This window comes from Sphingobacterium sp. SYP-B4668 (assembly GCF_027627455.1).
Lineage (GTDB): Bacteria > Bacteroidota > Bacteroidia > Sphingobacteriales > Sphingobacteriaceae > Sphingobacterium.
In genome coordinates this window covers 4792984-4815960 of sequence record NZ_CP115483.1, presented here as the reverse complement: position 1 = coordinate 4815960, position 22977 = coordinate 4792984, and the positions used below count along the sequence as shown (strand labels likewise).

Sequence of the window (22977 nt, the reverse complement as noted above, 5' to 3'; positions counted from 1 at the left end):
TCTAAACGAACGAGTTTTTAACTTGTATTGTGATTTCAATAAGCTCGTTTGTTCGGTTTAATGAGCATTGTCAACTTTTGTCTCCATTTTTTTACCGATTTCTTTCCTCTTTTGTTCTTCTTACTGACTATCTTGTATTTATTATCTTACTAAACCTTATAATAAACTCGTGAAAAGAAGAATATTTCTGAAGAACTCATCTATATTAGGTACCGCTGCTATACTTTCACCAGTGCTGTCCTCATTTGCATTTCAAGGGCAAAAGGTGCGTGTGGCTGCTATTGGTGTCAATGGCATGGGCTGGTCCAATCTGAGTTCCATCATCAAACATCCCGATGTGGTATGTACCGCCATTTGTGATGTAGATGCAAATGTGTTGAAAAAAAGAGTGGGCGAACTGGCTCAAAAAGGTATAACGGTTAGGACCTATGAAGATTACCGCGAATTGCTCAAATCAGATGATGTAGATGCCGTGATTATTGGGACACCAGATCACTGGCATGCTTTACAGATGATTGATGCTTGTAAGGCCGGAAAACATGTGTATGTGGAGAAGCCTCTTGGTAACAGTATAGAGGAATGTGATGCGATGGTAGCCGCTGCCAAAAGGTACAATAGTATTGTTCAGGTTGGACAATGGCAAAGGAGTCAGAAGCACTTTGCGGATGCAATGCAGCTTGTACACTCGGGAAAGCTTGGAAAGATTAGATTGGTGAAGGCTTGGTCATACGTGGGTTGGAAGAGTGAAGTGCCTGTCGTGCCAGATAGTCAACCGCCAGCGGGTGTCAACTATGCGATGTGGCTTGGTCCTGCGAAAACTAGGCCATTTAATGCAAATCGTTTCCATTTCGAATTTCGATGGTTTTGGGATTATGCTGGTGGGCTAATGACCGATTGGGGCGTTCATATGTTAGATTATGCGCTTCTTGGGATGAAAGTCTCAGAGCCAAAATCGGTCGTCTCGTCTGGCGGAAAATTCGCGTATCCGACAGACGCCTCTGAAACTCCCGATACGTTGAATACGGTGTACGAATTTGACGGATTTAATATCATTTGGGAGCATACTAAGGGTATTGTGCTGGGACCATATGGCAAAGATCACGGTGTCGCTTTTATTGGGGAAAACGGAACATTGGTGCTGAATAGAGGGGGATGGGAAGTCATTCCTGAGGGGAAGAAAATGGAGGCTATTGCGCTTCAGAAACCGACAGACAATGGATTGGATATGCACACGACAAACTTTGTCCAGGCCATTCAACGAAGAGAGGCCGGAATGTTAAATACACCTATCGAGGCTGGGGCACATATTGCGGTCTTCTCGCAAATGGGGAATATTGCTTATCGAGTAGGAAAGAAAATTCATTGGGATGCTAAAAAGAGGCGATTCGACGATCAAGGCGCCAATGCACTCATGAAGGCCAAATATCATAATGGATACAAATTGTCGTAAGATAGGTTGTATCCCAGTAGTAAAACAAAAAAGGTCATGTTCAAAAGCAACATGACCTTTTTTTGTTTTACATTTTTTTTATACTCTTGAATCTCCAGCGTTTGATTTGGACTTTTTGTTACTCTTAGCCTTTTTGCCACTTTTAATCCGTTGATTAGACGCGGGACCAAAAACATTGCCAACCATTGTCATGGCACATCTGAATCCAGTCATTGCATTCGATTGGTTTTGTTGCATAAACCTTCTTGTTGCTGGATTTAACCAATATGCTCTATCATTCCAGGATCCTCCTTTGTACACACGAGAGTTGTTGTTGACCAATGTGGTGTTTCCGTATAGTTTTGGGTCTATTTCGTCATCAAATCCTCTAGCATCATTATTATAACCTGTTCCAACGGCTGCGCTGTCTCCACCGTTTTTAGCCGCCTGAAGCTCTGCCCAAGATTGTTTTCTTGGAGCTTTAGCAGGTACTTTTACAGGTCTGCCATACTTGTCCTTTGCAAGGATACGATTTTCGGCGTCTTCATATTTATTGTTGGTGAAGACATTTCCACGAAAAGGATTAAAATCTTCAAAATCTTCAAAAGAAAGTTGTCGGTATACATCTCCAACCCATTCATTGACGTTTCCGCCCATATTGTAAAGGCCGAAGTCGTTAGCAGCATAGCTTGTAACAGGTACCGTAATATCCCCACCATCATTTAAATTGCCTGCTACTCCCATGTTATTACCACTTGTTATCTTAAAGTTGGCAACCATCTGACCTTGGTCCTTACGATTTGCCGAGCGGACGCCCAAGCCATTCCAAGGGTATATTTTGCTGGTGTTGATATTTCCTTCTTCCGTGTTGCCAATCAACCCCAATGCCGCATATTCCCATTCTGCTTCAGTAGGAAGGCGATAGGGTTGTTTCAATATCCCATCTTCCATTCTTACTGTTCGTTTTGCACCGGCAGGAGCACCTGGACGAGCGTCATTTGGCATATTTTGTCCATCGATTCCATCACCTTTCAACTGGCCATTCAGATACATGTCTGTATTGAATTTACCGCCAGCATTGTTGTTCTGAGAGTTGGCTTGATAATCTACCAATACGCCACTTTGACGTAGTATATTTTCATTTACACGGTCTGTTCTCCAAGTACAGTACTCATTTGCTTGATCCCATGTGACCCCCACTACAGGGTAATCTTGAAAAGCAGGATGTCTGAGGTAAAGATTTACATAGGGCTCATTATAAGATAGTGGGTTTCTCCAGACTAATGAGTCTGGGAGTGCATTGTAGTACATCTCTCCGTCCTCTGGAAAATTTTGAGCAATCCAGTGGAGATATTCAAGCCAATCCGCATTTGAGACTTCTGTCTCATCCATGTAGAATGAAGCGACCGTCACCCTTCTCTTTAGATTATCATGCGCATAGCCCAAGTCTTCATTTAAACTGCCCCCCATTACGAAAGTACCTCCTTCTATGGCGACAAGACCTGGTCCTGGTGATTCCTTGACCTGTCTATTGATGTGAAGGCCACCGTTGTAAGGGTCGTTATAAGCTACACCCGTTTTTGAAGAAACATCTTTATTGCCTTTTTTTGAGCTACAAGACGAAATCAAAGCCATACTGGTCGCTACAAGCAAAAGCGTAGATATACTAAAATTTGAAATGTTCATTTTCAAGGTATCTGTAATCAATATATATCTTTCAAAAGTACTAATAATTTTTTTTAAATGGGCGTGGGAAAATGATTGGGAAGTAGCTTTTTATCTACTAAATGCCAATTTCTAATCATCAATGTCCATTCTGCACCATACCCAAGTATAACAATTATTCTTGTAATGAGTTTTATTATTCACAAAGCTTGTCGTACTTTCGTTCGAATATGGTGCGAGAGTGAGTAATATGAACGCATGTATACTGTGTTAAAACATACTGTTGATAAATAATTATATACGGATGAAGATTAAAGTAGGTTTTGGTTTTGATGTACACCAAATAAAAGAGGGGCACCCTTTTATCGTTGGTGGAGTAGATTTGGAGCATCATGCAGGAGCATTTGGACATTCGGATGCGGATGTATTGGTCCATGCCATTTGTGATTCCATATTGGGGGCCGCCAATCTAGAGGATATTGGGTACCATTTTCCTAACACAGATGAGAAATGGAAAGGTATCAGTAGTCTGGTGTTGTTGGAGGAGTGTGTCGCCCTTTTGAAAAACAAAGGATGGACTTTAGGGAATATTGATGCTATGCTCTGTCTAGAAGCGCCTAAAATAAAGCCGTTTATCCCGCAGATGAAGGAAAAGATTGCAGCTGCTGCAGGCATCGAAGTGGATGATATTTCTATAAAAGCGACCACCAACGAAACAATGGGTTTTATAGGTCGTCAAGAGGGTGTCGTGGCTTACGCGGTCTGTCTGATTCAAAAATAGCCTTAAAAAAATCAGAGCCGATATTGGACTATATGTGCAATACCGGCTTTATTTTGAAAGAAATGACTTTTGATGCTAGAATTCAGAGGATTGATTTCTTTTTTTAAAATAGATAATTGCAATAATGGTAGCCACAAGGCACAATACTGAAGCCATCAGAAATGGAGCCCCCGGAAAATAGGTTGGGTGCTTGTGGTTGGTGAAAAAAGCAAAAATATTACTCATCAAGGGAGGTCCGATGATTGCTGTTAGGCTTACAATACTGGTAATCCCGCCTTGAATCTGACCTTGTTCATTATCGGGCGTATGGTTGGAGATAAAACTCTGCACTGCTGGACCACCAATGCCTGCAAATACAAAAGGGACACTCGCTACGAATAGCATCCAAGGCTCGTAAGAGAATGCCATCATTGGAAATGCAAATACATAAAGACCAAACCCAATCACAATACTTTTTGGCAATCCTAATTTAGGAATTATGATGCGAAGTAGGCCTGCCTGTACTACGGCCAACAATACGCCAATAAATCCCATAGATATACCGACCATTCTTTCATCCCAGCCATATCTTTCCATTGTATAGTATGACCAAGTGCTTTGAACAGCATGTGCAGCCACATTAATGAGAAATATGCATACAATTAGTGGTTTTATCAACGGGTACTTGGCAAAATGTTTGAATGCTCCAATTGGATTTGCATTTTTCAGCACGAAGGGTCTTCTGTTCTCTTTTTTTAATGATTCTGGAACGAGGAGGTATCCATATGCGAAATTAAGGAAGCTAATCACCGCTGCAGCAAAGAACGGTACTCGTGGGCCATACTGACCCAATAATCCACCCAATACAGGTCCAATGATAAAGCCTATTCCGAATGCAGCACTTAATAATCCGAAATTTTGAGCCTTTCGATCAGGCGTACTAATATCCGCGGTATAGGCAGCTGCTACTGTCATGCTTGCACCTGTGATGCCAGCTACAAGTCGTCCAATAAACAGCCATAAGATAGATGTGGCCAATCCCATGAGTAGGTAATTGATGCAGAAACCTAATAAGGAAAGCAATAAGACGGGGCGTCTACCATAGCGATCGCTCAGGTTGCCCAATACCGATGCAAATACAAATTGCGTAACAGCATAGCTGAACATCAGCCATCCGCCATATTCTGAGGCTTCGCTAAGTGTACCTCCAGTTAATTGCTTAATCAATGTCGGTAATACAGGTATAATAATTCCCAAGCCAATAACATCAATGGCCACTGTAATGAAAATGAAGAGTAGTCCGGAGTTTTTTTGTTGTTGCATATGTTGATTAAATAAAGGTAAGACTTTTATTAGAATCACAAAATCAAACTCCTACGCGTTTGGACTGGGCGGAGCCAAGAAATGTCGTGTTCTTTCTACTTAAATATTTAATTTTTAGATTTATGAAAAAGTAAAAGACTTAAAGTGGGGAAATAATGATATTTTTGCTAAATATAGCAGCAATGTGTTTTCTATAAATTTAATCACCAAAATTTTTAGTTAGCTAGATGATTATCAATAATAAAAGCTTCGAATTGAAATCTTATGTTCGTGTTGTTCTTACTGTATTTATTTGCAGTGGCATGTTGTATGGCTGTAAGTCAATGAAACAGAAGAAAACCCAAAAGGATAAAGACGGCCAAGAGTTGACTTATAACAAGTTGGAGAACTTCACCGCCAAATACAACATTCTCTATAATTCCAAGCGTATGATGGAGGATGAGCAGCGAGCTATTGCCAAACTGAAGAAGGAAAACTATCAAGTTCAGCTTACGGTATTTGATGAGCCTACTGCACAGGGCGATCCACACCAATTGATGGATTCTCTTGTTCAAAAAGCGTATAAGATTATCAACAATAAGCAGGAAAGTAAATATATTAACGAGGCATATCTCATCGTTGGTAAAGCCAATTATTTCAAAGGATCATATTACACCGCTGCTGAATATTTCGAATATTTAAAGAAAAGTTCGGAGACTCAGCCCGAATATAAGCCCGTAGCTTATGCATGGAAGTCGAGAGCTCTTTTGCAGATAGGCCGACTTCCGCAAGCATCTGCTGCCGTAGATTCAGCCTTTATGTTCTTGGACGATAGTGAGGCCAACCGAGCACTGGTCAATGCCGCAAAGGCCAATTTTCTTGTCCGCAATGGTAAGGCCCTAGAAGCGATTCCTTATTTAGAGTTGTCTTCAGAATCAACGAAAAGTAGAGTCGATAGATTGAGGTGGACGTTCTTACTGGCGCAGTTGTATAAGGAAAGTGGAGAAAAGGAGAAATCCTATAAGTATTTTTCAAAGATTGCAAAAAGTAACGTTTCTTATGACATGGCCTTTGAGGCAGATTTGCAGGCAGCTTTTTTACAAGGAGAGAAAGGAACGGGGATAGATGCTCGAATCAAACCGTTGAAAAAAATGTTGAAAGACGGTAAGAATGTCGATTATAAGGATCAGATATACTATGAAATTGGGAATATCTATTATGCCGAAGGTAAGATTGACGAGGCTCTTGCCTATTATCGGAAATCATTACAACAGTTGACACCGAGTCAATATCAGACTACAGAGACCTATTTGACCATGGCCGATCATTATTTTCATAATAAAGAATATCGAATGGCCCAAAATTATTATGATAGTGTCGCTACTGTTTTGCCTGCCGACTATACGAATGTCGATCACTTGAGGCGGAAGCTAATCTATATGAAGGATCTTACGCAGGTATTTGAGGAAGTTGCTTGGCAGGATACTATCTTAGGGCTGGCTGCATTAAATGCATCTGACCTGGAGCTCAAACTCCATGAATATGGGGATAAAAGTCTTCAGGCGAAATTGTTGGAGATCGAGCAACAAAAGAAGCAGGAGAAAAAAGGAAAGAAGGTGGTTGATAACGCTTACAGAAGGACCAATCTGAATGATTTTCAGGTCAATAATGCCAGCTACGCTGATAATAAATTCTATTTCAATAATCAGGATGCCATATTGTTGGGGAATGCCGAATTCAAAAGAAGGTGGGGTAATCGGCAATTGAACGACAATTGGCGTTATAGTCAATCATCTGCCTTGGAAGTAGCCGCCAATACGGAGCAGATAGCGCAAGATTCCTCTATCGCGAAAGATAAAAAAGATAAGAAGATTGAAGAGTTTGATCAAGAGGCGTGGCTAGCTCAGGCAAAAGAAAGATATGAGATAGCAATCCCCCAAAATCAAATCGCTTACGATTCCATCCACCAGATTGTTCATGACGACTTGATTAAAATAGGAAATATCTACAGGGATTATACCCAAGATCCAACGGAGGCGATTATAGCTTATGAAAATTTTCTAGCCCGATACCCAAGTTCAGCTGCAGCTGCAGAAGTTTATTTTTCGCTGTATCGGATGTACGATGGTATTGATAAGTCCAAATCATTGGCATATAAGGAAAAATTGATACAAATGTTTCCAAATACCATACATGCACACGTCGCTCAGGACCCTTATTATTTGGACAAAGTGAAACGTGATAAGGAAACACTGGACAAGGCGTATGCAAGGATTTTCGAATTGTACGCCAACGGTGACCATGTTGCCGTGATTCAACAGGTGGATGAAGAACTCCAACATACAGAGGATAAACAAAGTATCGTCGCGCAGTTGAGATACCTCCAATCCCTTGCGGTAGGCCGCGTGGGGCGGGTGGATGATTTTGTGAAATCTTTAGATAAAATCGTGTTGGATTTTCCTAAAGATAGTCTCGTTACACCACTTGCTAAAGAGAATCTACTCTTTGTCCAAAACAATCCAACTATGTTTGATACCCGTGTAAATGCGTTACAGGATATTAAAAGTGATCGGATTGCCTTTGTTGATGAACCTTCGATGACTGAGTGGCCAGCATTGTCCATTAATGGAGATTATCGGACTGGAATTGCTCTGCCTACCAAGAAGATACCAGAAAAGGAGAAGCCTAAAGAAAAGGTCGTTGCGAAAGTGGAAGAGAAGAAAGTTGTAGAGAAAGTGGAACCTATAAAAAAGGAAGAGCCGGTAAAAAAGGAGGAGGTTGTTGCTAAAGTCGAAGAGAAGGTGAAGGAGATTGAGAAGCTACAGGCTGGCGAGTTGACACAAGGTGATGCCAAATCCAACATAGGTGTAAACGGCAACGTGAATGCCAATGTGGAGCTTAAAGGATTGAATATTACACCGGGTCAAGCAAAGATAGACTTGGGACCCAACGATTATCGTGACAAGGAACTGCTTCCAGATAAAGGTGTTTATTTCTATGTGATCAATGTTGAAAGTCCTTCTGTTAACCTTGCGCCTACCCGATACGGAATAGGTCAGTTCAACAGAACTCGATATGCACAGGCAAAAATAGAACACATCCTTAGAAATATAAACGGTGAAAACCAACTGATTTTTGTGGGTCCATTCCATACATATGAAGAAGTTAAGACCTACGAAGCTAGAATTTCACCGTTGATGAGCGATATTATGAAGGTACCTGCCGAAATTTATAATACTTTTGTAGCGACAAAAGAGACAATTGGCACGTTAACTGATGGTATTCAGATTAAAAATTATCAAAAGGTTTATTCTGAGCAATAGGTGTCAACTATTGAAATATTAAAATGAAGAGAGTATCAAAACAAAGTAAACTGACAGAGGAGGATATTAAACGGTATACGGTCAATTTTTGGAAAATCATTATCGCGTGTGTACTGTTCGGTTTTTTGTTTATCTTAAGTGTGAGGCTTGGGGTGTTCGGAAAGCTGCCGTCGTTTCAAGACCTCGAAAATCCTAAGAGCAACCTCGCTTCGGAAGTATTGACTGAGGACAACAAGGTGTTAGGTACATATTATGTGCAAAATCGTTCAAATGTCAAGTATAGTGAATTGTCCCCCTATTTAGTACAGGCTTTGGTATCTACCGAAGACAAGCGATTCTATAAACACTCGGGTATTGACTATTGGCGTACTATGACCGTGATTTTTCACACCATGACGGGCAATAAGCAGGGCGGAAGTACCATTACACAACAATTGGCATTGAACCTATTCTCTGATGGACGAGCTAAAAGCTTCTCTAAGCGAATCTTCCAAAAGTTTCAAGAATGGGTCACGGCGGTTCGTCTCGAACGAAATTATACCAAAGAAGAAATCATCACGATGTATTTCAATACCGTAGACTTTGGTGCCTACAATACCTTTGGTATCAAATCAGCGGCTCGGACTTATTTCAATACTACTCCTGATAAGTTGACTGCTGAGCAGGCAGCCTTGTTGGTGGGCATGCTGAAAGGGCCAGGAGCATATTCGCCTATTCGATATCCAGAGCGTGCCATCTCTAGGCGAAATACGGTCTTGGATAATATGTACAACGAAAATTTCATCACCCAAGCAGAGGAAGCCGAAAGCGCCGCTAAGCCATTGGGGTTGAAATTAAGAATCTCTAATTATGGTGAAGGATTGGCTCCTTACTTTAGAGCTGTGCTCAAAGAGGAGATAAAAAAGGAGTTTGCCAGATTGTCCATCACCAAAGCCGATGGTACACCATATGATTTGGATCGTGATGGTCTAAAAATTTATTCGACCCTCAACTATACGATGCAACAGTATGCCGAGGATGCACAAAAGAAAGCCATGCGCGAATTGCAGACCAGTTTTGATCGACAATGGAAGGGGCGCACGCCGTTCTCGGGTAAGAATGCACAATTATTGGTGTCAGGAATGAAGCGCTCAGATCGTTACAGGGTGATGAAAGAGCAAGGGGCCTCCGAAGACGATATCAAAAAAGCTTTTAATACCAAAGTTCCGATGAATGTATTTACCTGGAAAGGTAGTGTAGATACCGTGATGACCCCGATGGATTCTATTAAATACAACAAGCTCTTCTTACGCAATGCGATGATGTCCATGGAGCCACAGACAGGACATATTAAAGCTTGGGTAGGAGGGATAGATTTTGAGCACTTTAAGTATGATCAGGTTAAGCTCGGGACACGTCAGGTGGGGTCTACTGCCAAGCCATTTACCTATGCTGTGGCCATCGATAACGGGTATTCTCCTTGTTATACCGTGCCCAATCATCAACAGACCTATGGTAATTGGACACCTAGAGGGACCGTGCAAGGAGGAGATCCTATTACGTTGAAAAAGGCATTGGCTTACTCACAAAATTATGCTACAGCCTATTTGATAAATGAAGTCGGAGCTACATCTGTAGCCAATTTGACAAAAAAAATGGGCGTCACGACCAATATCCCAGCCTACCCATCCATTTCATTAGGGGCGTATGATGCTTCGGTATTTGATATGGTTGGAGCTTATTCAGCTTTCGTGAACAGCGGGACTTGGGTAGAGCCTACAATGATTATGCGGATAGAGGATAAGAATGGCACAACTATCTATGAAAGAGCACCAAAGGTTGTTAAAGCGCTAAACAGTGAAACGGCCTATATCATGGTGAATATGTTGAAAGGGGTGGTAGATGGGGGTACGGCTACGCGTATCAAATGGTTTTATAAATTGAACTATCCGATAGGAGGAAAGACTGGTACGACAAATGATAACTCTGATGCGTGGTTTATCGGTGTGACTCCGCAATTGGTAACAGGTGTATGGACAGGTGCAGAGGATCGAGGCATTAGCTTTTACAGTACCAATGAAGGTCAAGGGGCTCGTGCTGCTATGCCTGTATTTGCTTATTATATGCAAAAAATTTATGGCGATAGCCAGCTGAATTATACCAAGGAAGATTTTCCATTGCCATCTGGAGGATTGACCAAAGAAATTGATTGTAGTAAATATGCACCATTCAATGGGACTGGGCCGGCAACGGACGAGAATTTGGATGATGATAGATTAGGGTTTTAGAATAAAAGAATATGCAAGATGCCAGTCATTAAATTCATTTAGCAATTTAATGACTGGCACAGTTGTTTTCAATGGATACTTTTGATTATAAACAGGAATTGAAACGAATCCCGCACAAGCCGGGAGTCTATCAATATTTTGATAAGGAGGGTGAGCTTATCTATATTGGTAAGGCCAAAGATTTGCGCAATCGCGTTGGGTCCTATTTTGTCAACGATAATCAGTTGAGCGGAAAGACGAGGGTGCTCGTTCGTAAGATCAACCGTATCCAATTCACCATAGTTGACACCGAAATCGATGCTTGGCTGCTGGAAAATAACCTGATTAAAAAACACAAGCCCAAGTATAATGTCATGCTTAAAGATGACAAGACCTATCCTTGGATTGTGATTAAGCATGAGCGCTTTCCACGTGTGTTTTGGACTCGAAAGTATATTAAGGACGGTTCCCGCTATTTTGGTCCCTATGCGTCAGTCGGGATGATGCATACGGTTTTGGATGTTATCCGTGAACTCTTCCCCTTACGTACATGTAATCTGTCTTTGACACCTGAGAATATCCGAACAGGTAAATTTAAAGTGTGTCTAGAATATCAGATTGGTAATTGTAAGGGACCTTGTGAAGGTTATCAGTCAGAAGAAGATTACGATCAGAATCTGAGCGATATCAAAGATATCTTGAATGGTAAGATCGCTGTGGTAACCAATCGACTGAAGGAACAAATCAGTGGAGCAGTCCAGGCATTGAACTTTGAAGTAGCACATGCGCTTAAGTCCAAGTTGGATAAGTTGGATTATTATCAAAGTAAGTCTACAGTCGTCAGTTCATCGATTAGTAATGTGGATGTATTCAGCATCGCTTCAGATGATAATTATGCCTTTGTTAATTTCTTGAAAGTCATGAATGGTGTCATCATCCAGACCCAGACATTGGAGATGAAGCGCAGGCTAGACGAGACAGAGGCCGAATTGCTTGCTTTGGCTATTCCTGAGATTAGAGGACGCTTTAACAGTACTTCCAAAGAGCTTATCGTTCCATTCGATATGGATATAGAAGGGAATGAGAATATGCGCTTCACAGTCCCTAAATTAGGGGAGAAGCGCAAGCTATTGGATTTGTCCCTTAAGAATGTGGCGTACTTCAAGAAAGAGCGTCTCTTGCACTATGAGCGTCTGAATCCGGACCTTAAGACCGAACGTATATTGTCCCAAATGCAGAAGGATTTACGGATGAATGTACCTCCCCAGCATATTGAATGTTTTGATAACTCCAATATTCAGGGTAACTATCCCGTATCTGCTATTGTAGTGTTTAAAGATGCTAAGCCTTCCAAGAAGGATTATCGCCACTTCAATGTAAAGACTGTGGTGGGGCCTAACGATTTTGCGACGATGGAGGAGGCTGTTTTCAGGCGATATAGGCGACTTTTGGACGAGGATCAACCGTTGCCTCAGCTGATTGTTATAGATGGGGGTAAGGGACAATTGGGGGCTGCGTTGAAGAGTCTTCGATTGCTCGGCATCGAAAAAAATGTAACCGTCATCGGTATTGCCAAACGCTTAGAGGAACTCTACTACCCTGGTGATCAGTACCCTCTTTATTTGGATAAAAAATCAGAGACCCTCAAGATTATCCAACATTTGCGCGATGAAGCCCATCGTTTTGGGATCACCTTTCACCGTAACCAGCGAAGTAGAAAGACATTCGTGTCCGAGTTGGAAAATATTCCGGGGATAGGAAAGACATCTGTAGATAAGTTGTTGCAGACATTTAAATCGGTGAAGAAAGTCAAAGAGGCGAGTGATGAAGACCTAAAAAAAGTGCTCAACCTTAAACAGGTAAAAGCACTTCGTGAGTATTTTAGTTAATATAAGGTGTTTCGATAGCGGTATCGAGATGTATTTCTAAAAATTTTTATATAGCCAAAAACCTCTCCTCTAACCCTAATCGTCGTATCCAAATCGTTTCAAGTAGTTTTTCTTGCTTCTCCAATCGGGGATTACTTTGACAAATATTTCCAAGAAAACTTTTCCATCAATAAATTCTTCAATATCCTTTCGCGCATAGGTTCCCACTTTTTTGATCATGGAGCCTGCTGTGCCTATAAGGATGTTTTTTTGGGAATCACGTTCTACAATTATTTCTGCAGCTATTCGGGTGATCTTAGGCTCTTCTTTATAAGAAGTGATAATTACTTCTGTACTGTATGGGATTTCTTTATCGTATAGCTTAAAGATTTTTTCACGAATCATTTCTGAAACAAAGAATCGCATAGACTTGTCCGTGAGTTCGTCTTTTTCATAGTAAGGGGCATGTTCTGGCAACCTATCTTTAATATATTGCATGATGGCCATTACATTGTGATTGAGTAAAGCTGAGATAGCAAAAATTGCTTCGGGATTAAGTGTCTCTTTCCAAAACTCAATCTTATTTTTAACATCTTCCTCGGTTGATTTGTCTATTTTGTTAATTAATACAGCTACAGGAGAGGATGTTTTTTTAAGTTTTTCGATGACATCATTTTCATCATATTTTTCATTGATGTCTGTAACGAAAAGAATAATATCGGCATCGATCAAGGATCCTTGAACGAAGTTCATCATGGATTCTTGAAGTGAATAGTTGGGTTTTATGACTCCCGGGGTGTCCGAAAAGACAATTTGGTGGTCTTCATCGTTAACAATACCAATGATTCGGTGTCTCGTTGTTTGAGCTTTCGGTGTAATGATTGACATTTTTTCACCTACTAAAGCGTTCATTAGCGTGGACTTACCTGCGTTTGGCTTACCAATGATACTTACAAAACCTGCTTTGTGCGACATTTTTTTTAAATTAAATTAGGAATACAAAGAAACAAAATATATCTTTGTGCTCCAATAAGGAAGGAAGTTATATTGGTTTTAGCTAAGTAAAAAGCCAATTTTGAAATAAAAAATATATTGCGGGATGGAGCAGTGGTAGCTCGTCGGGCTCATAACCCGAAGGTCATCAGTTCGAGTCTGATTCCCGCTACTAAAAGGGTTAGCGAATAGTGCTAACCCAAAGAAATTTATCGCATATTGCGGGGTGGAGCAGTGGTAGCTCGTCGGGCTCATAACCCGAAGGTCATCAGTTCGAGTCTGGTCCCCGCTACTTATTCAAAGCTTCAGTTTACGAACTGAAGCTTTTTTTTTAACCAATTTTTCCATCATGTTCACGGTATATGTGCTTTATTCGGCTGCCTATGACAAGATCTATATAGGTATGACCTCCGATCTTGAGGGGCGTCTCTTGTCGCACAACGAGCTAGGGGTGAAAGGTTGGACCGTTCGTTATCGCCCTTGGCGTTTGTTATATCAAGAAGAGTACGAAGACAAGTCTTCGGCCCTTCAGCGAGAGAAATCATTGAAGAGTTATCGTGGGCGGATGTTCATCCGGAGTTTGATACAATAGCCAGTTGGTCGGGCTCATATCCGCCAGCTGGCGGACATCAGTTCGAGTCTGGTCCCCGCTACTTAGTCAAAGCTTCAGTTTACGAACTGAGGCTTTTTTTTAACCGATTTTTCCATCATGTTCACGGTATATGTGCTTTATTCGGCTGCCTATGACAAGATCTATATAGGTATGACCTCCGATCTTGAGGGGCGTCTCTTGTCGCACAACGAGCTAGGGGTGAAAGGTTGGACCGTTCGTTATCGCCCTTGGCGTTTGTTATATCAAGAAGAGTACGAAGACAAGTCTTCGGCCCTTCAGCGAGAGAAATCATTGAAGAGTTATCGTGGGCGGATGTTCATCCGGAGTTTGATACAATAGCCAGTTGGTCGGGCTCATATCCGCCAGCTGGCGGACATCAGTTCGAGTCTGGTCCCCGCTACTTAGTCAAAGCTTCAGTTTACGAACTGAGGCTTTTTTTTTAACCAATTTTTCCATCATGTTCACGGTATATGTGCTTAGAAGCCTAGTGATTGAGCAAGTCATCTTCTGGTGTTTGTGAATTTCGTTACAAGTTAACCTATGGAGGTTGATCAGGTGTTGTCTCGATTGTCACTTTTTTCCGCCTTACCCTCCCGGATCCGATCATCTACCTCTTCCATTTCCCCATGTTCCAATTTTTTGACTTCCCCTTCCTGGACGTCTGACTGGGTATCGATATGGAAGGTGCAGCCGACGGGAAAATGGTCCGATCCGATAGCGGGATAAATGAAAAGCTTATTGATGAAAATGTCGGGACTGTGGAACAGCAAATCAAGCGGAATCCTGAAAAGCCAGTATTTAGCGTGGAAGGTTGAGAGTATTCCCCGACCGATGCGGGCATCTAGGAGTTCGCTGGTCTTTCTGAACAGGATGGAGGCATTTGCCCAGGCGACATTGTTGAAGTCTCCTGCAACTATAACCGGAAGCGTACTTTTCCTCACACGTTTGGCAACACATAGTAGGTCGCCATCTCGCTCCTTTGAATTTTCCTCTTCGGTAGGGCTAGGCGGTGGAGGGTGTACTCCGAAAAATACAAAACGTTGGCCGTCCGGTGTCTCCAGTTCAGCCTCTATGCTGGGCAGGTCGTCGGCAACGAAATAATGCGTTTTAATATCCAATACCTTTAACTTGGTATAGAAATGCATGCCGTATGTGTTTTCAAGTGTCACCTTCATTTGATTTGGATAATCTTTTTCGAGTATCCGCATCGCTTTTTCCCAATCGCTGTTGCTTTCCATGGTGATGAAGATGTCTGGCTGTTCATCTTGTATAAGTTGGATGAAGCGGTCGTATTCCCTGTTGTGCTGGTAGATGTTGCATGAAATGAGCTTGATACTGCCTGAATCCTGTTTACTTCCGCCTTTCTGTGGTGTCCTCCAGAATTTGGTGTATCGCATTAAGATAAATACGTGATAGCCAAGAAGAGTAATTTGTGCTACTTGAAGCCACCATAACCATGGGTGGTCCGATACGAAGAAAAAGGCCGCAGGGATTATGAAGAATTGCAGCACCAAAATCTGAAATTTCAGGAATTCAGGAACACGAAATATCCAATGCTGGTGCTGTATGAACGGCAATAGACTAAATAAAATCAATAGACCCGAAATAATGCTAATAACTATGTCCATATATCATTTTTGTATTCATTTGATTTTTAACGGTCTTGCGGAATGTACATGTGTATTTGCACCGGTTGTATTCCACTTGATATTAAACCAATATGTAGCTAATTGGTGCAATCACCTGCTTTGCGGTAGCTTGAAGCCGAGCGAGCACTAGTTAACGGCCGTCTGAGCTTGCGCAGCTACCAAGTTAGTGATTACTTTGGATTACAAAAGCTAAAAACCAGTAAAATCGAACTGCATGACATCAGTTCGAGTCTGGCTCCCGCTACTTAGTCAACGCTTCAGTTTACGAACGGAGTCTTTTTTTGTTTTCATGACCTCGTCTTTTTCGAAAGGCTACATTTCTTACCCTAAGACGGTTTAGTAAACGTGAATTTATATTATGTCAATATATTGTTTTGAATAAACGTGGTATTTCAGTTTATTTAGTAGACTTTATAATGGCAATTATATTGTAACAACGGATTTTATTTCTAAAATATGTTATAACACATTGATTAACAATCTATTTTGCTAATTTTCATTTCTGTTGTATTTAAAATAATTAAGCATTTTAAGCTAAAAATCAAGAGTGTACATTTTACGCAATCGTTTTCGTTTAGTTAACATTTTCTTAACAGTTTCAATTGCACTATAATTGTGGACTAAATTTGCATACCACATATCCTGTGCTTTTAAAAACGGATGGATATGAGAATAAACTAAGAAAAATATGATTAAGAAGTTTACGATTAAAACTCCAGTCAAACCACTTTTTCTTTCCTTGCTGCTAGTTGGGACGGGCTCTTCGGCTTTTATGGTAAAAGCTGAGAATAGAGGGGTAGACGCTTACTACAGGATGAGCACACTACAAACAGGTGTCAAAGGTAAGGTGACCGATGGAATCACTCCATTAAGTGGGGTGACCGTTACAGTAAAAGGGAGTGCTAAAGCTACGTCTACGGATGCTACAGGTAATTTTAGTATTGATGCTAAAAATGGTGATACTTTGATTTTTACAAGTATTGGTTTTTTAGCTGTTGAGCAGGTAGTTACTGGCGAAACGATGACCGTTGTTTTGAAAGATGATTCTTCTCAATTGGAAGAAGTCGTTGTCGTAGCATATGGTACACAAAAGAAGAGTAATCTTACTGGAGCTGTTGCCACAATCACGCCTAAACAATTGGCGGAGAGGCCTGTGACTTCTGTTCAGAATGCATTGCAAGGGCTTTCCCCAGGTGTTACGGTATTGAGTAGACCAGGAGAAGTCGGGAAAAGTACTACTGGGCCAGCATCAAATGCGGGTACTATTACGGTGAGGGGTCGTACAAATCTAGGCTCACCATCGCCTATGTTTATCATTGACGGGATTCCTGCAACTGGAGCTGAGTTTGCGGCTTTGAGCCCCGCGGATATCAACAGCATGTCTATTCTAAAAGATGCTGCGTCAGCCTCACTCTACGGGTCCAGAGCAGCTAATGGAGTTATTTTGGTGACTACCAAAAATGGAGGTGGAGACCGCGCTGTTATTGGTTTCAGTGCCAATTATGGTTTGCAAAGTGCCACGCGTTTGCCAGATTATGCGGATGCTGCGACTTACGCTACTTTACATAATCGGGCGATGAAAAATGCTGGAAAAGAGGAAATATACACCCCGGAAGTCATAGAGTTGTATAAAAATGGTTCACAGCCTGATTTGTATCCAAACAGTGATTGGTACAAAGAGGTGTTGAATAAAACTGCTCCTCAGCGTGATTTGAGTCTCAATGTGAATACACCCGGAAAAATAACAAATTACTACCTGGGATTGAATTACTTCGATCAAGAATCACTTGTTCCGGGCAGAACTCAAGATCGTATCAATATCAAGTTGAATACGGATAGTCGCATTGTTGAAAATTTACTTCGATTCGGAACTAATTTTTCTTTCTTGAAGCAGGACTATGATCGTGAGGGTAGTGCCATTAATTGGACAGAAATGGGGCGTGCGTTGCCAGGTACTGTGATTAAACATAGTGATGGTACTTGGGGTTCGGTCTCTAATGGGGCTGCAAATGCAACTATTGCTAAGAACAATCAACTTCGGGCGATTACTGAGGGGGGAAAGGGGAATAATAGAGATAACTATTTCCAAGCGGCTGCTAATGCCTCGTTGACACCATTAAAAGGGCTATCGATTGATGGAGCGGTTTCTTTGAAATATACCAATACCAATTCCTTCGATTTCATTAACAGGACGGATCCAGTTATCAATTTCTTGACCAAGGCGCCTATGGCCTCATCCAATACACCAATCAATGAATTGAAAGAGTATTGGGGCAAAAGACAGGAATTGTTGGTGCAAGGAACCATCAATTATGAAAGAAGATTCAATAATCATTATGGTAAGGTGACCGTAGGTGCATCAGAAGAGTCTAATGTGTATAGAGAAGCTTTCTTGGGTCGTAAGAATTTCGTGAGCAATGATCTTTCAACTATTATAAATGGTTCGTCATCTAGTTCAGACATGAGTTCGGATGACAAAGGATTGGCCAACCGTACGACACAAGAGGAGTGGTCTATCCGTTCCTACTTCGGACGTTTTAACTATTCTTATCTCGACAAATATCTTTTAGAGGCCAATTTGCGAATTGATTATTCTTCTAGGTTTGCACCTGAACTACGAAAAGCGACTTTTCCTTCTTTCTCTGCTGGTTGGAATATCAATAAAGAGTCCTTTATGCAAGATGTCACTTGGATTGATTTGTTGAAATTGCGAGGTTCATACGGTTCTTTGGGTAATCAAGATGCTGTCGAAATAGGCAACTACTATACCTTATTAGATCGTGAGTTAGCTTACAGTTTTGAAGGTAATGCTCTGGATGGCCTATTTCAAAAATTTGGAGCTAATCGACTGGCTTTATGGGAGCGTGTATCGATGGCCAATGTTGGGGTTGACGCGACAATTTTAGGAGGAAAAATCAATGTTACAGCCGATTATTTCGTGAAGGAATCTCAAGATATTCTATTACGTCCTGTATCTCTTAATACATACGGTTTTGGTAAAGATGAAACCCCTTTTTACAACCAAGGGACTACCCGCAACAAAGGGATAGAGATTTCGGCCACCTATAATGGCAAGATTGGGGATGAGTTCCAATATTCGGTGTCGGGAAATTTCTCTTACATCAAGAACGAAATACTTTCTCTGGGTGATGTGAATGAGATTGTTGACGGTCGTTGGATCAGTAGGGTAGGCAATAAAGTGGGTGATTTCTATGGTTACAAGTCAGACGGATTGTTTACTTCTGAGGCTGAAATCCAGAATCACCCAGACCAGACATCTTTGGGAGGAGCACCGAAGGTTGGTGATATCAAATATGTCGATGTCAATGGTGATAATGTCGTAAATGCTAACGATCGTACAATTTTAGGCAATGATGTGCCTTGGTTGAACTATGGATTCAATGTAAAAGCGGCGTACAAAAATTTTGATATTGATGTATTAACATATGGAGTAAGCGGTGTGAAAACCAATTTAAGTGAAGAGGCATCAGCGCCATTCTTCAATGGAGCTAATATCAAGCGCCAGTGGATGAACGGTTGGACAGAGGAACATAATGTGGCAAATGCTGATTTTCCACGGATTACTTTGACAGGCGATGCTGCCCGAAATTATGTTAATTCTGATTTTTGGTTGTTCAGCGGGAGTTATTTCCGTATTCGTGCCATCACGTTGGGTTATACTTTCGAGAAAGAAGCGATTTCTCGGATTGGTATGTCCCAGTTACGCGTCTTCGCCTCTTCTAACAATCCCTTTACATTCATGGCAGACAAGCGCTTGAGTGACTACGATCCAGAGACAGGGTCGGGGAGAGCAAGTTACCCAGGGGTTAAGACGATATCATTAGGGCTTTCGGCCAAGTTCTAACATTTAAAGAAAAGACATAATGAAGAAGAATATATTATTTTTTATAGTAGCAGGAGCTTTAACGTTAAGCGCATGTTCGAAAGATTTCTTAGAGCGTATTCCTGCCAATAAAGTTCCAGAAGAGCAATTTTGGAAGACGGAGAATGATGTTTATTTAGCCGTCAATTCGATATACGGAAAACTTCCAGGTGAAAGCATCGCTTATGATGATGGTGCTAGTGATTTGGTACATGCCCAGTATCCTTGGGAAAGCCCATCTACGGAGATTACATCCGGCGAATTCAGTACAGCGATAAATGCAGGGTGGGATTATGTTCCCATTCGTGTTACCAATTATTTTTTGGAAAACGTAGATAAAGCAGTAATGGATGAGGGATTGAGGGCGCGATATATTGCGGAAGTACGTTTTGTACGCGCTTACCTGTACATCAAGATGTTTAGACGCTTTGGAGATGTGCCGTTGATTACAAAAGTCTTGGATAGAGATGAGGCCAATGTGCCGCGTACTCCAAGAGCGGAGGTGTTGAATTTTGTGCTGACCGAATTACAGGCGGCTGCAGATGTTTTGCCAGCGCAATATGAAGGCGGTTTGTACAAAGAGAAAGGTCGGATTACTAAGGGAGCCGCTTTGGCACTTAAAGCTCGTGTCCATCTGTTTGAATCTAATTGGGAGATGGCTTCCAAGGCCGCTCAAGATGTGATGACACTGGGCTATCAGTTGTTTTCGACGACAGAGGAATCTGATTTAGATCGCGCAGATGATTACACTAAATTGGTAGACTTCGATAATGAGGCTGATCAAAAGCGTTTCCGCGCTGGTTTACGTAGCTACGAAGGTTTGTTTCACCAAAAGAACGAAGGAAATAGTGAAGTTATATTGGATCATGGATATGCAGAGCAGACGCTTGCACAGTCATTAAATACGCTTTTTTTGGAAGGTGGCGTTGGCGGTTGGAGCTCATTGGCACCTACTCAGCATATTGTAGATGCTTACGGAAGCTATAAAACAGGTAAGGCTATCACTCCGGTCACTGGCGCCAAACGTGCTGAGAATTACGCTAAGGCTGATAAGACGGATTTTGTTGCCGAGTTTAAGAATAGAGATCCTCGTTTTTATGCCTCCATCCTTTTTGAAACGGCACCATGGAATGCGCTTACTTCGGATGGTGGTTATGCTTTCAAGTGGGTAAATGGTTCTTCCAATATGTCGCAAACGGGTTACAATTTTAGAAAAATGGTAGACCCAACTGCGAGTCGTGCAGGTATTGACAATCACGCCAATATTATTTTGATTCGATACGCAGAGGTGTTATTGACCTTTGCTGAAGCACAAAATGAGTTAGCTGGTCCAAGTACTGCTATTTACGATGTTCTTGATCAAATTCGTGTGCGTGCAGGCATGCCAAAAGTGGATCGAGTTGAATTTGCATCTCAGCCCAAATTGCGTGAATTCATTCGCAATGAACGTGCAGTGGAGTTGGTGTTAGAAGGTCTACGTTATGACGATATCAGACGCTGGAAGACTGCACCGGATGTAATGAAGAGTATCAATAAGATTAACAATACCCTGGCCCAGGAAAGAGTTTGGGATGATAGGCTTTATCTCATGCCTGTCCCCCAACAAGAGATTGATTTGTCTTACGGAGTCTTGAAGCAGAATACTGGATACAACTAATTCTCTTGCTTTAACGAGTATATAGGCACATCAGACGGACTATCTTCACAAGGTAGTCCGTCTTTTTTATGAAAGGACGGGGTAATCGATGATTATCAAAAAGGCTAAATCATCCTCATTGTTGCCTGTAAAAGGTGGAGCTACTTGTGCGTTTTGTTCACCATATCCGTTCACTAATAAGGAAATGCCATCAATTATCCGTAACTTTGTCCACTTATATCATAAAATTCACCAGAATAAGTTGCCGTGAGGTAACTCAATTCAATTGTTAGTAAAATATGGCAAATATTGTTGCAATCGTAGGTCGTCCAAATGTTGGAAAATCAACTCTTTTTAATCGTCTGACTGAAAGTAGAAAGGCTATTGTGGATGACTTTAGTGGGGTGACCCGCGATCGTCACTATGAGACTGCCGAATGGATAGGAAAGAAATTTACGGTCATTGATACCGGCGGTTTTGTTCACGGATCGGATGATATCTTCGAAGAAGCTATCCGCGATCAGGTATATATAGCCATCGAAGAAGCGTCTGTTATTATTTTTATGGTAGATGTGACTACTGGGATCACGGATTTGGATGACGAAATTGCGGATATCCTAAGAAGAAGTACCAAACCGGTATATGTGGTCGCCAATAAAGTGGACCATGCAAAGTTGCACCATGATTCGGCAGAGTTTTATGCTTTTGGCTTAGGCGAAATCTACAACATATCCTCTGCTACAGGCTCAGGTACAGGTGAACTTTTGGATGCTGTAGTGTCGCATTTTGAAATCGAGGAAGAGGAAGAGTCCTCTTTACCTAAATATACGATTGTGGGACGTCCTAATGTCGGTAAATCGTCGTTGACCAATGCTTTATTGGGTATTGATCGTAACATCGTTACACCTATTGCAGGAACTACTCGTGATTCCATTCGTATTCATTACAATCAGTTCGGACATAACTTCTTGTTGATCGACACTGCTGGACTTCGTAAGAAATCTAAGGTCAATGAAGATATCGAGTTTTACTCGGTCATGCGTACCATAAAGGCGTTAGAGGATTCCGACATCGTCATCTTAATGCTGGATGCACAGGAAGGCATTGAAGGGCAAGATATCAATATCTTCCATCTAGCCGAAAAGAATAAAAAGGGAGTGGTAATAGTGGTCAATAAGTGGGACTTGATCGAGAAGGACAATAAAACAATGAAAGAGTTTGAAGCCCGTATCCGGGAAAAGATTGCTCCATTTACCGATGTCCCTATTGTATTTACATCAGTAACTGAAAAACAACGCATACACAAGATCTTGGAGGTTGCGGCCAAAGTATACGAGAATAAGACCAAGAAAATACCAACTTCAAAACTGAATGAGGTGATGTTGGAAGTAATCGAAAACTATCCTCCGCCAGCATTAAAGGGAAAATATATCAAAGTTAAATACGTAACACAGATTCCAGGAAGAGCACCTATGTTTGCATTTTTCTGTAATCTACCTCAATATGTTAAAGATCCTTATAAGCGCTACGTGGAGAATAAGTTACGTGAGAAATTCGATTTCGAAGGAGTGCCAATCCAAATATTTTTTAGACAAAAATAGATTTCTGTT

At 41.4% G+C, this 22977-nt stretch carries 14 protein-coding genes and 2 tRNA genes; 12 read left to right on the top strand and 4 right to left on the bottom strand.

All coding sequences use genetic code 11. The features are described 5' to 3' along the window. The first annotated feature begins 169 nt into the window (after positions 1 to 169). The gene (locus OQ289_RS19725) at positions 170 to 1450 is read left to right on the top strand and encodes a Gfo/Idh/MocA family protein (protein WP_270088464.1); all 1281 of its coding nucleotides are present in this window, start codon (positions 170 to 172) and stop codon (positions 1448 to 1450) included. 78 nt (positions 1451 to 1528) lie between these two features. Here OQ289_RS19725 and OQ289_RS19720 read toward each other — a convergent pair whose 3' ends face one another. Beyond that, positions 1529 to 3115 (bottom strand): SUMF1/EgtB/PvdO family nonheme iron enzyme, encoded by a 1587-nt coding sequence (locus tag OQ289_RS19720; RefSeq protein ID WP_270088463.1) that lies wholly within the window; start codon positions 3113 to 3115, stop codon positions 1529 to 1531. Positions 3116 to 3398: 283 nt separating this feature from the next. On the opposite strand from OQ289_RS19720, the gene ispF reads away from it, so the two are divergent. Continuing rightward, a complete protein-coding gene (ispF, locus tag OQ289_RS19715) occupies positions 3399 to 3875 on the top strand; it encodes a 2-C-methyl-D-erythritol 2,4-cyclodiphosphate synthase (RefSeq protein WP_270088462.1) in 477 nt (158 codons plus the stop codon). Positions 3876 to 3950: 75 nt separating this feature from the next. Here ispF and OQ289_RS19710 read toward each other — a convergent pair whose 3' ends face one another. Then, positions 3951 to 5177, bottom strand: coding sequence for a TCR/Tet family MFS transporter (locus OQ289_RS19710; RefSeq protein ID WP_270088461.1), 1227 nt, complete (start codon positions 5175 to 5177; stop codon positions 3951 to 3953). A gap of 323 nt (positions 5178 to 5500) precedes the next feature. Between OQ289_RS19710 and porW the strand changes: the two genes are divergently transcribed. The 3 genes from porW (at position 5501) to uvrC (ending at position 12614) form a co-directional block, all read left to right on the top strand. Beyond that, complete coding sequence (gene porW / locus OQ289_RS19705; protein WP_270088460.1) at positions 5501 to 8479, top strand: type IX secretion system periplasmic lipoprotein PorW/SprE; 2979 nt, start codon at positions 5501 to 5503, stop codon at positions 8477 to 8479. Between the two features lie 23 nt (positions 8480 to 8502). Further along, the gene (locus tag OQ289_RS19700; RefSeq protein ID WP_270088459.1) at positions 8503 to 10746 is read left to right on the top strand and encodes a penicillin-binding protein 1A; all 2244 of its coding nucleotides are present in this window, start codon (positions 8503 to 8505) and stop codon (positions 10744 to 10746) included. A 71-nt stretch (positions 10747 to 10817) separates the two neighbouring features. Then, positions 10818 to 12614 (top strand): excinuclease ABC subunit UvrC, encoded by a 1797-nt coding sequence (gene uvrC, locus OQ289_RS19695; RefSeq protein ID WP_270088458.1) that lies wholly within the window; start codon positions 10818 to 10820, stop codon positions 12612 to 12614. 75 nt (positions 12615 to 12689) lie between these two features. On the opposite strand, the gene era is transcribed toward uvrC, so the two are convergent. Continuing rightward, positions 12690 to 13568 (bottom strand): GTPase Era, encoded by an 879-nt coding sequence (era, locus tag OQ289_RS19690; RefSeq protein ID WP_033565463.1) that lies wholly within the window; start codon positions 13566 to 13568, stop codon positions 12690 to 12692. A gap of 118 nt (positions 13569 to 13686) precedes the next feature. On the opposite strand from era, the gene OQ289_RS19685 reads away from it, so the two are divergent. The 4 genes from OQ289_RS19685 (at position 13687) to OQ289_RS19670 (ending at position 14538) form a co-directional block, all read left to right on the top strand. Continuing rightward, positions 13687 to 13758 (top strand) — tRNA-Met (locus tag OQ289_RS19685). Between the two features lie 48 nt (positions 13759 to 13806). Continuing rightward, positions 13807 to 13878: transfer RNA gene (locus OQ289_RS19680), tRNA-Met, on the top strand. Between the two features lie 57 nt (positions 13879 to 13935). Next, positions 13936 to 14178 (top strand): GIY-YIG nuclease family protein, encoded by a 243-nt coding sequence (locus OQ289_RS19675; RefSeq protein ID WP_270088457.1) that lies wholly within the window; start codon positions 13936 to 13938, stop codon positions 14176 to 14178. Between the two features lie 117 nt (positions 14179 to 14295). Continuing rightward, positions 14296 to 14538, top strand: a complete 243-nt coding sequence (locus OQ289_RS19670) for a GIY-YIG nuclease family protein (RefSeq protein ID WP_270088457.1) — start codon at positions 14296 to 14298, stop codon at positions 14536 to 14538. A 212-nt stretch (positions 14539 to 14750) separates the two neighbouring features. On the opposite strand, the gene OQ289_RS19665 is transcribed toward OQ289_RS19670, so the two are convergent. After that, positions 14751 to 15827: an endonuclease/exonuclease/phosphatase family protein gene (locus tag OQ289_RS19665; protein WP_270088456.1), complete on the bottom strand. Its 1077-nt coding sequence runs from the start codon at positions 15825 to 15827 to the stop codon at positions 14751 to 14753. 709 nt (positions 15828 to 16536) lie between these two features. On the opposite strand from OQ289_RS19665, the gene OQ289_RS19660 reads away from it, so the two are divergent. The 3 genes from OQ289_RS19660 to der all read left to right on the top strand — a co-directional run bounded on the left by OQ289_RS19660 (position 16537) and on the right by der (position 22968). Continuing rightward, positions 16537 to 19713: a SusC/RagA family TonB-linked outer membrane protein gene (locus OQ289_RS19660; RefSeq protein ID WP_270088455.1), complete on the top strand. Its 3177-nt coding sequence runs from the start codon at positions 16537 to 16539 to the stop codon at positions 19711 to 19713. A 19-nt stretch (positions 19714 to 19732) separates the two neighbouring features. Then, positions 19733 to 21388, top strand: a complete 1656-nt coding sequence (locus OQ289_RS19655) for a RagB/SusD family nutrient uptake outer membrane protein (RefSeq protein ID WP_270088454.1) — start codon at positions 19733 to 19735, stop codon at positions 21386 to 21388. Between the two features lie 278 nt (positions 21389 to 21666). Next, entirely contained in the window at positions 21667 to 22968 is a 1302-nt protein-coding gene (gene der, locus OQ289_RS19650) for a ribosome biogenesis GTPase Der (RefSeq protein WP_270088453.1), read from the top strand. Positions 22969 to 22977 lie beyond the last annotated feature (9 nt).

Excerpts from the sequence above, each read along its gene's own strand:
- OQ289_RS19720 (WP_270088463.1), bottom strand. The coding sequence starts at position 3,115 with ATGAACATTTCAAATTTTAGTATATCTACGCTTTTGCTTGTAGCGACC.
- ispF (WP_270088462.1), top strand. The coding sequence starts at position 3,399 with ATGAAGATTAAAGTAGGTTTTGGTTTTGATGTACACCAAATAAAAGAG.
- OQ289_RS19710 (WP_270088461.1), bottom strand. The coding sequence starts at position 5,177 with ATGCAACAACAAAAAAACTCCGGACTACTCTTCATTTTCATTACAGTG.
- porW (WP_270088460.1), top strand. The coding sequence starts at position 5,501 with ATGAAACAGAAGAAAACCCAAAAGGATAAAGACGGCCAAGAGTTGACT.
- OQ289_RS19700 (WP_270088459.1), top strand. The coding sequence starts at position 8,503 with ATGAAGAGAGTATCAAAACAAAGTAAACTGACAGAGGAGGATATTAAA.
- uvrC (WP_270088458.1), top strand. The coding sequence starts at position 10,818 with ATGGATACTTTTGATTATAAACAGGAATTGAAACGAATCCCGCACAAG.
- era (WP_033565463.1), bottom strand. The coding sequence starts at position 13,568 with ATGTCGCACAAAGCAGGTTTTGTAAGTATCATTGGTAAGCCAAACGCA.
- OQ289_RS19675 (WP_270088457.1), top strand. The coding sequence starts at position 13,936 with ATGTTCACGGTATATGTGCTTTATTCGGCTGCCTATGACAAGATCTAT.
- OQ289_RS19670 (WP_270088457.1), top strand. The coding sequence starts at position 14,296 with ATGTTCACGGTATATGTGCTTTATTCGGCTGCCTATGACAAGATCTAT.
- OQ289_RS19665 (WP_270088456.1), bottom strand. The coding sequence starts at position 15,827 with ATGGACATAGTTATTAGCATTATTTCGGGTCTATTGATTTTATTTAGT.
- OQ289_RS19660 (WP_270088455.1), top strand. The coding sequence starts at position 16,537 with ATGATTAAGAAGTTTACGATTAAAACTCCAGTCAAACCACTTTTTCTT.
- OQ289_RS19655 (WP_270088454.1), top strand. The coding sequence starts at position 19,733 with ATGAAGAAGAATATATTATTTTTTATAGTAGCAGGAGCTTTAACGTTA.
- der (WP_270088453.1), top strand. The coding sequence starts at position 21,667 with ATGGCAAATATTGTTGCAATCGTAGGTCGTCCAAATGTTGGAAAATCA.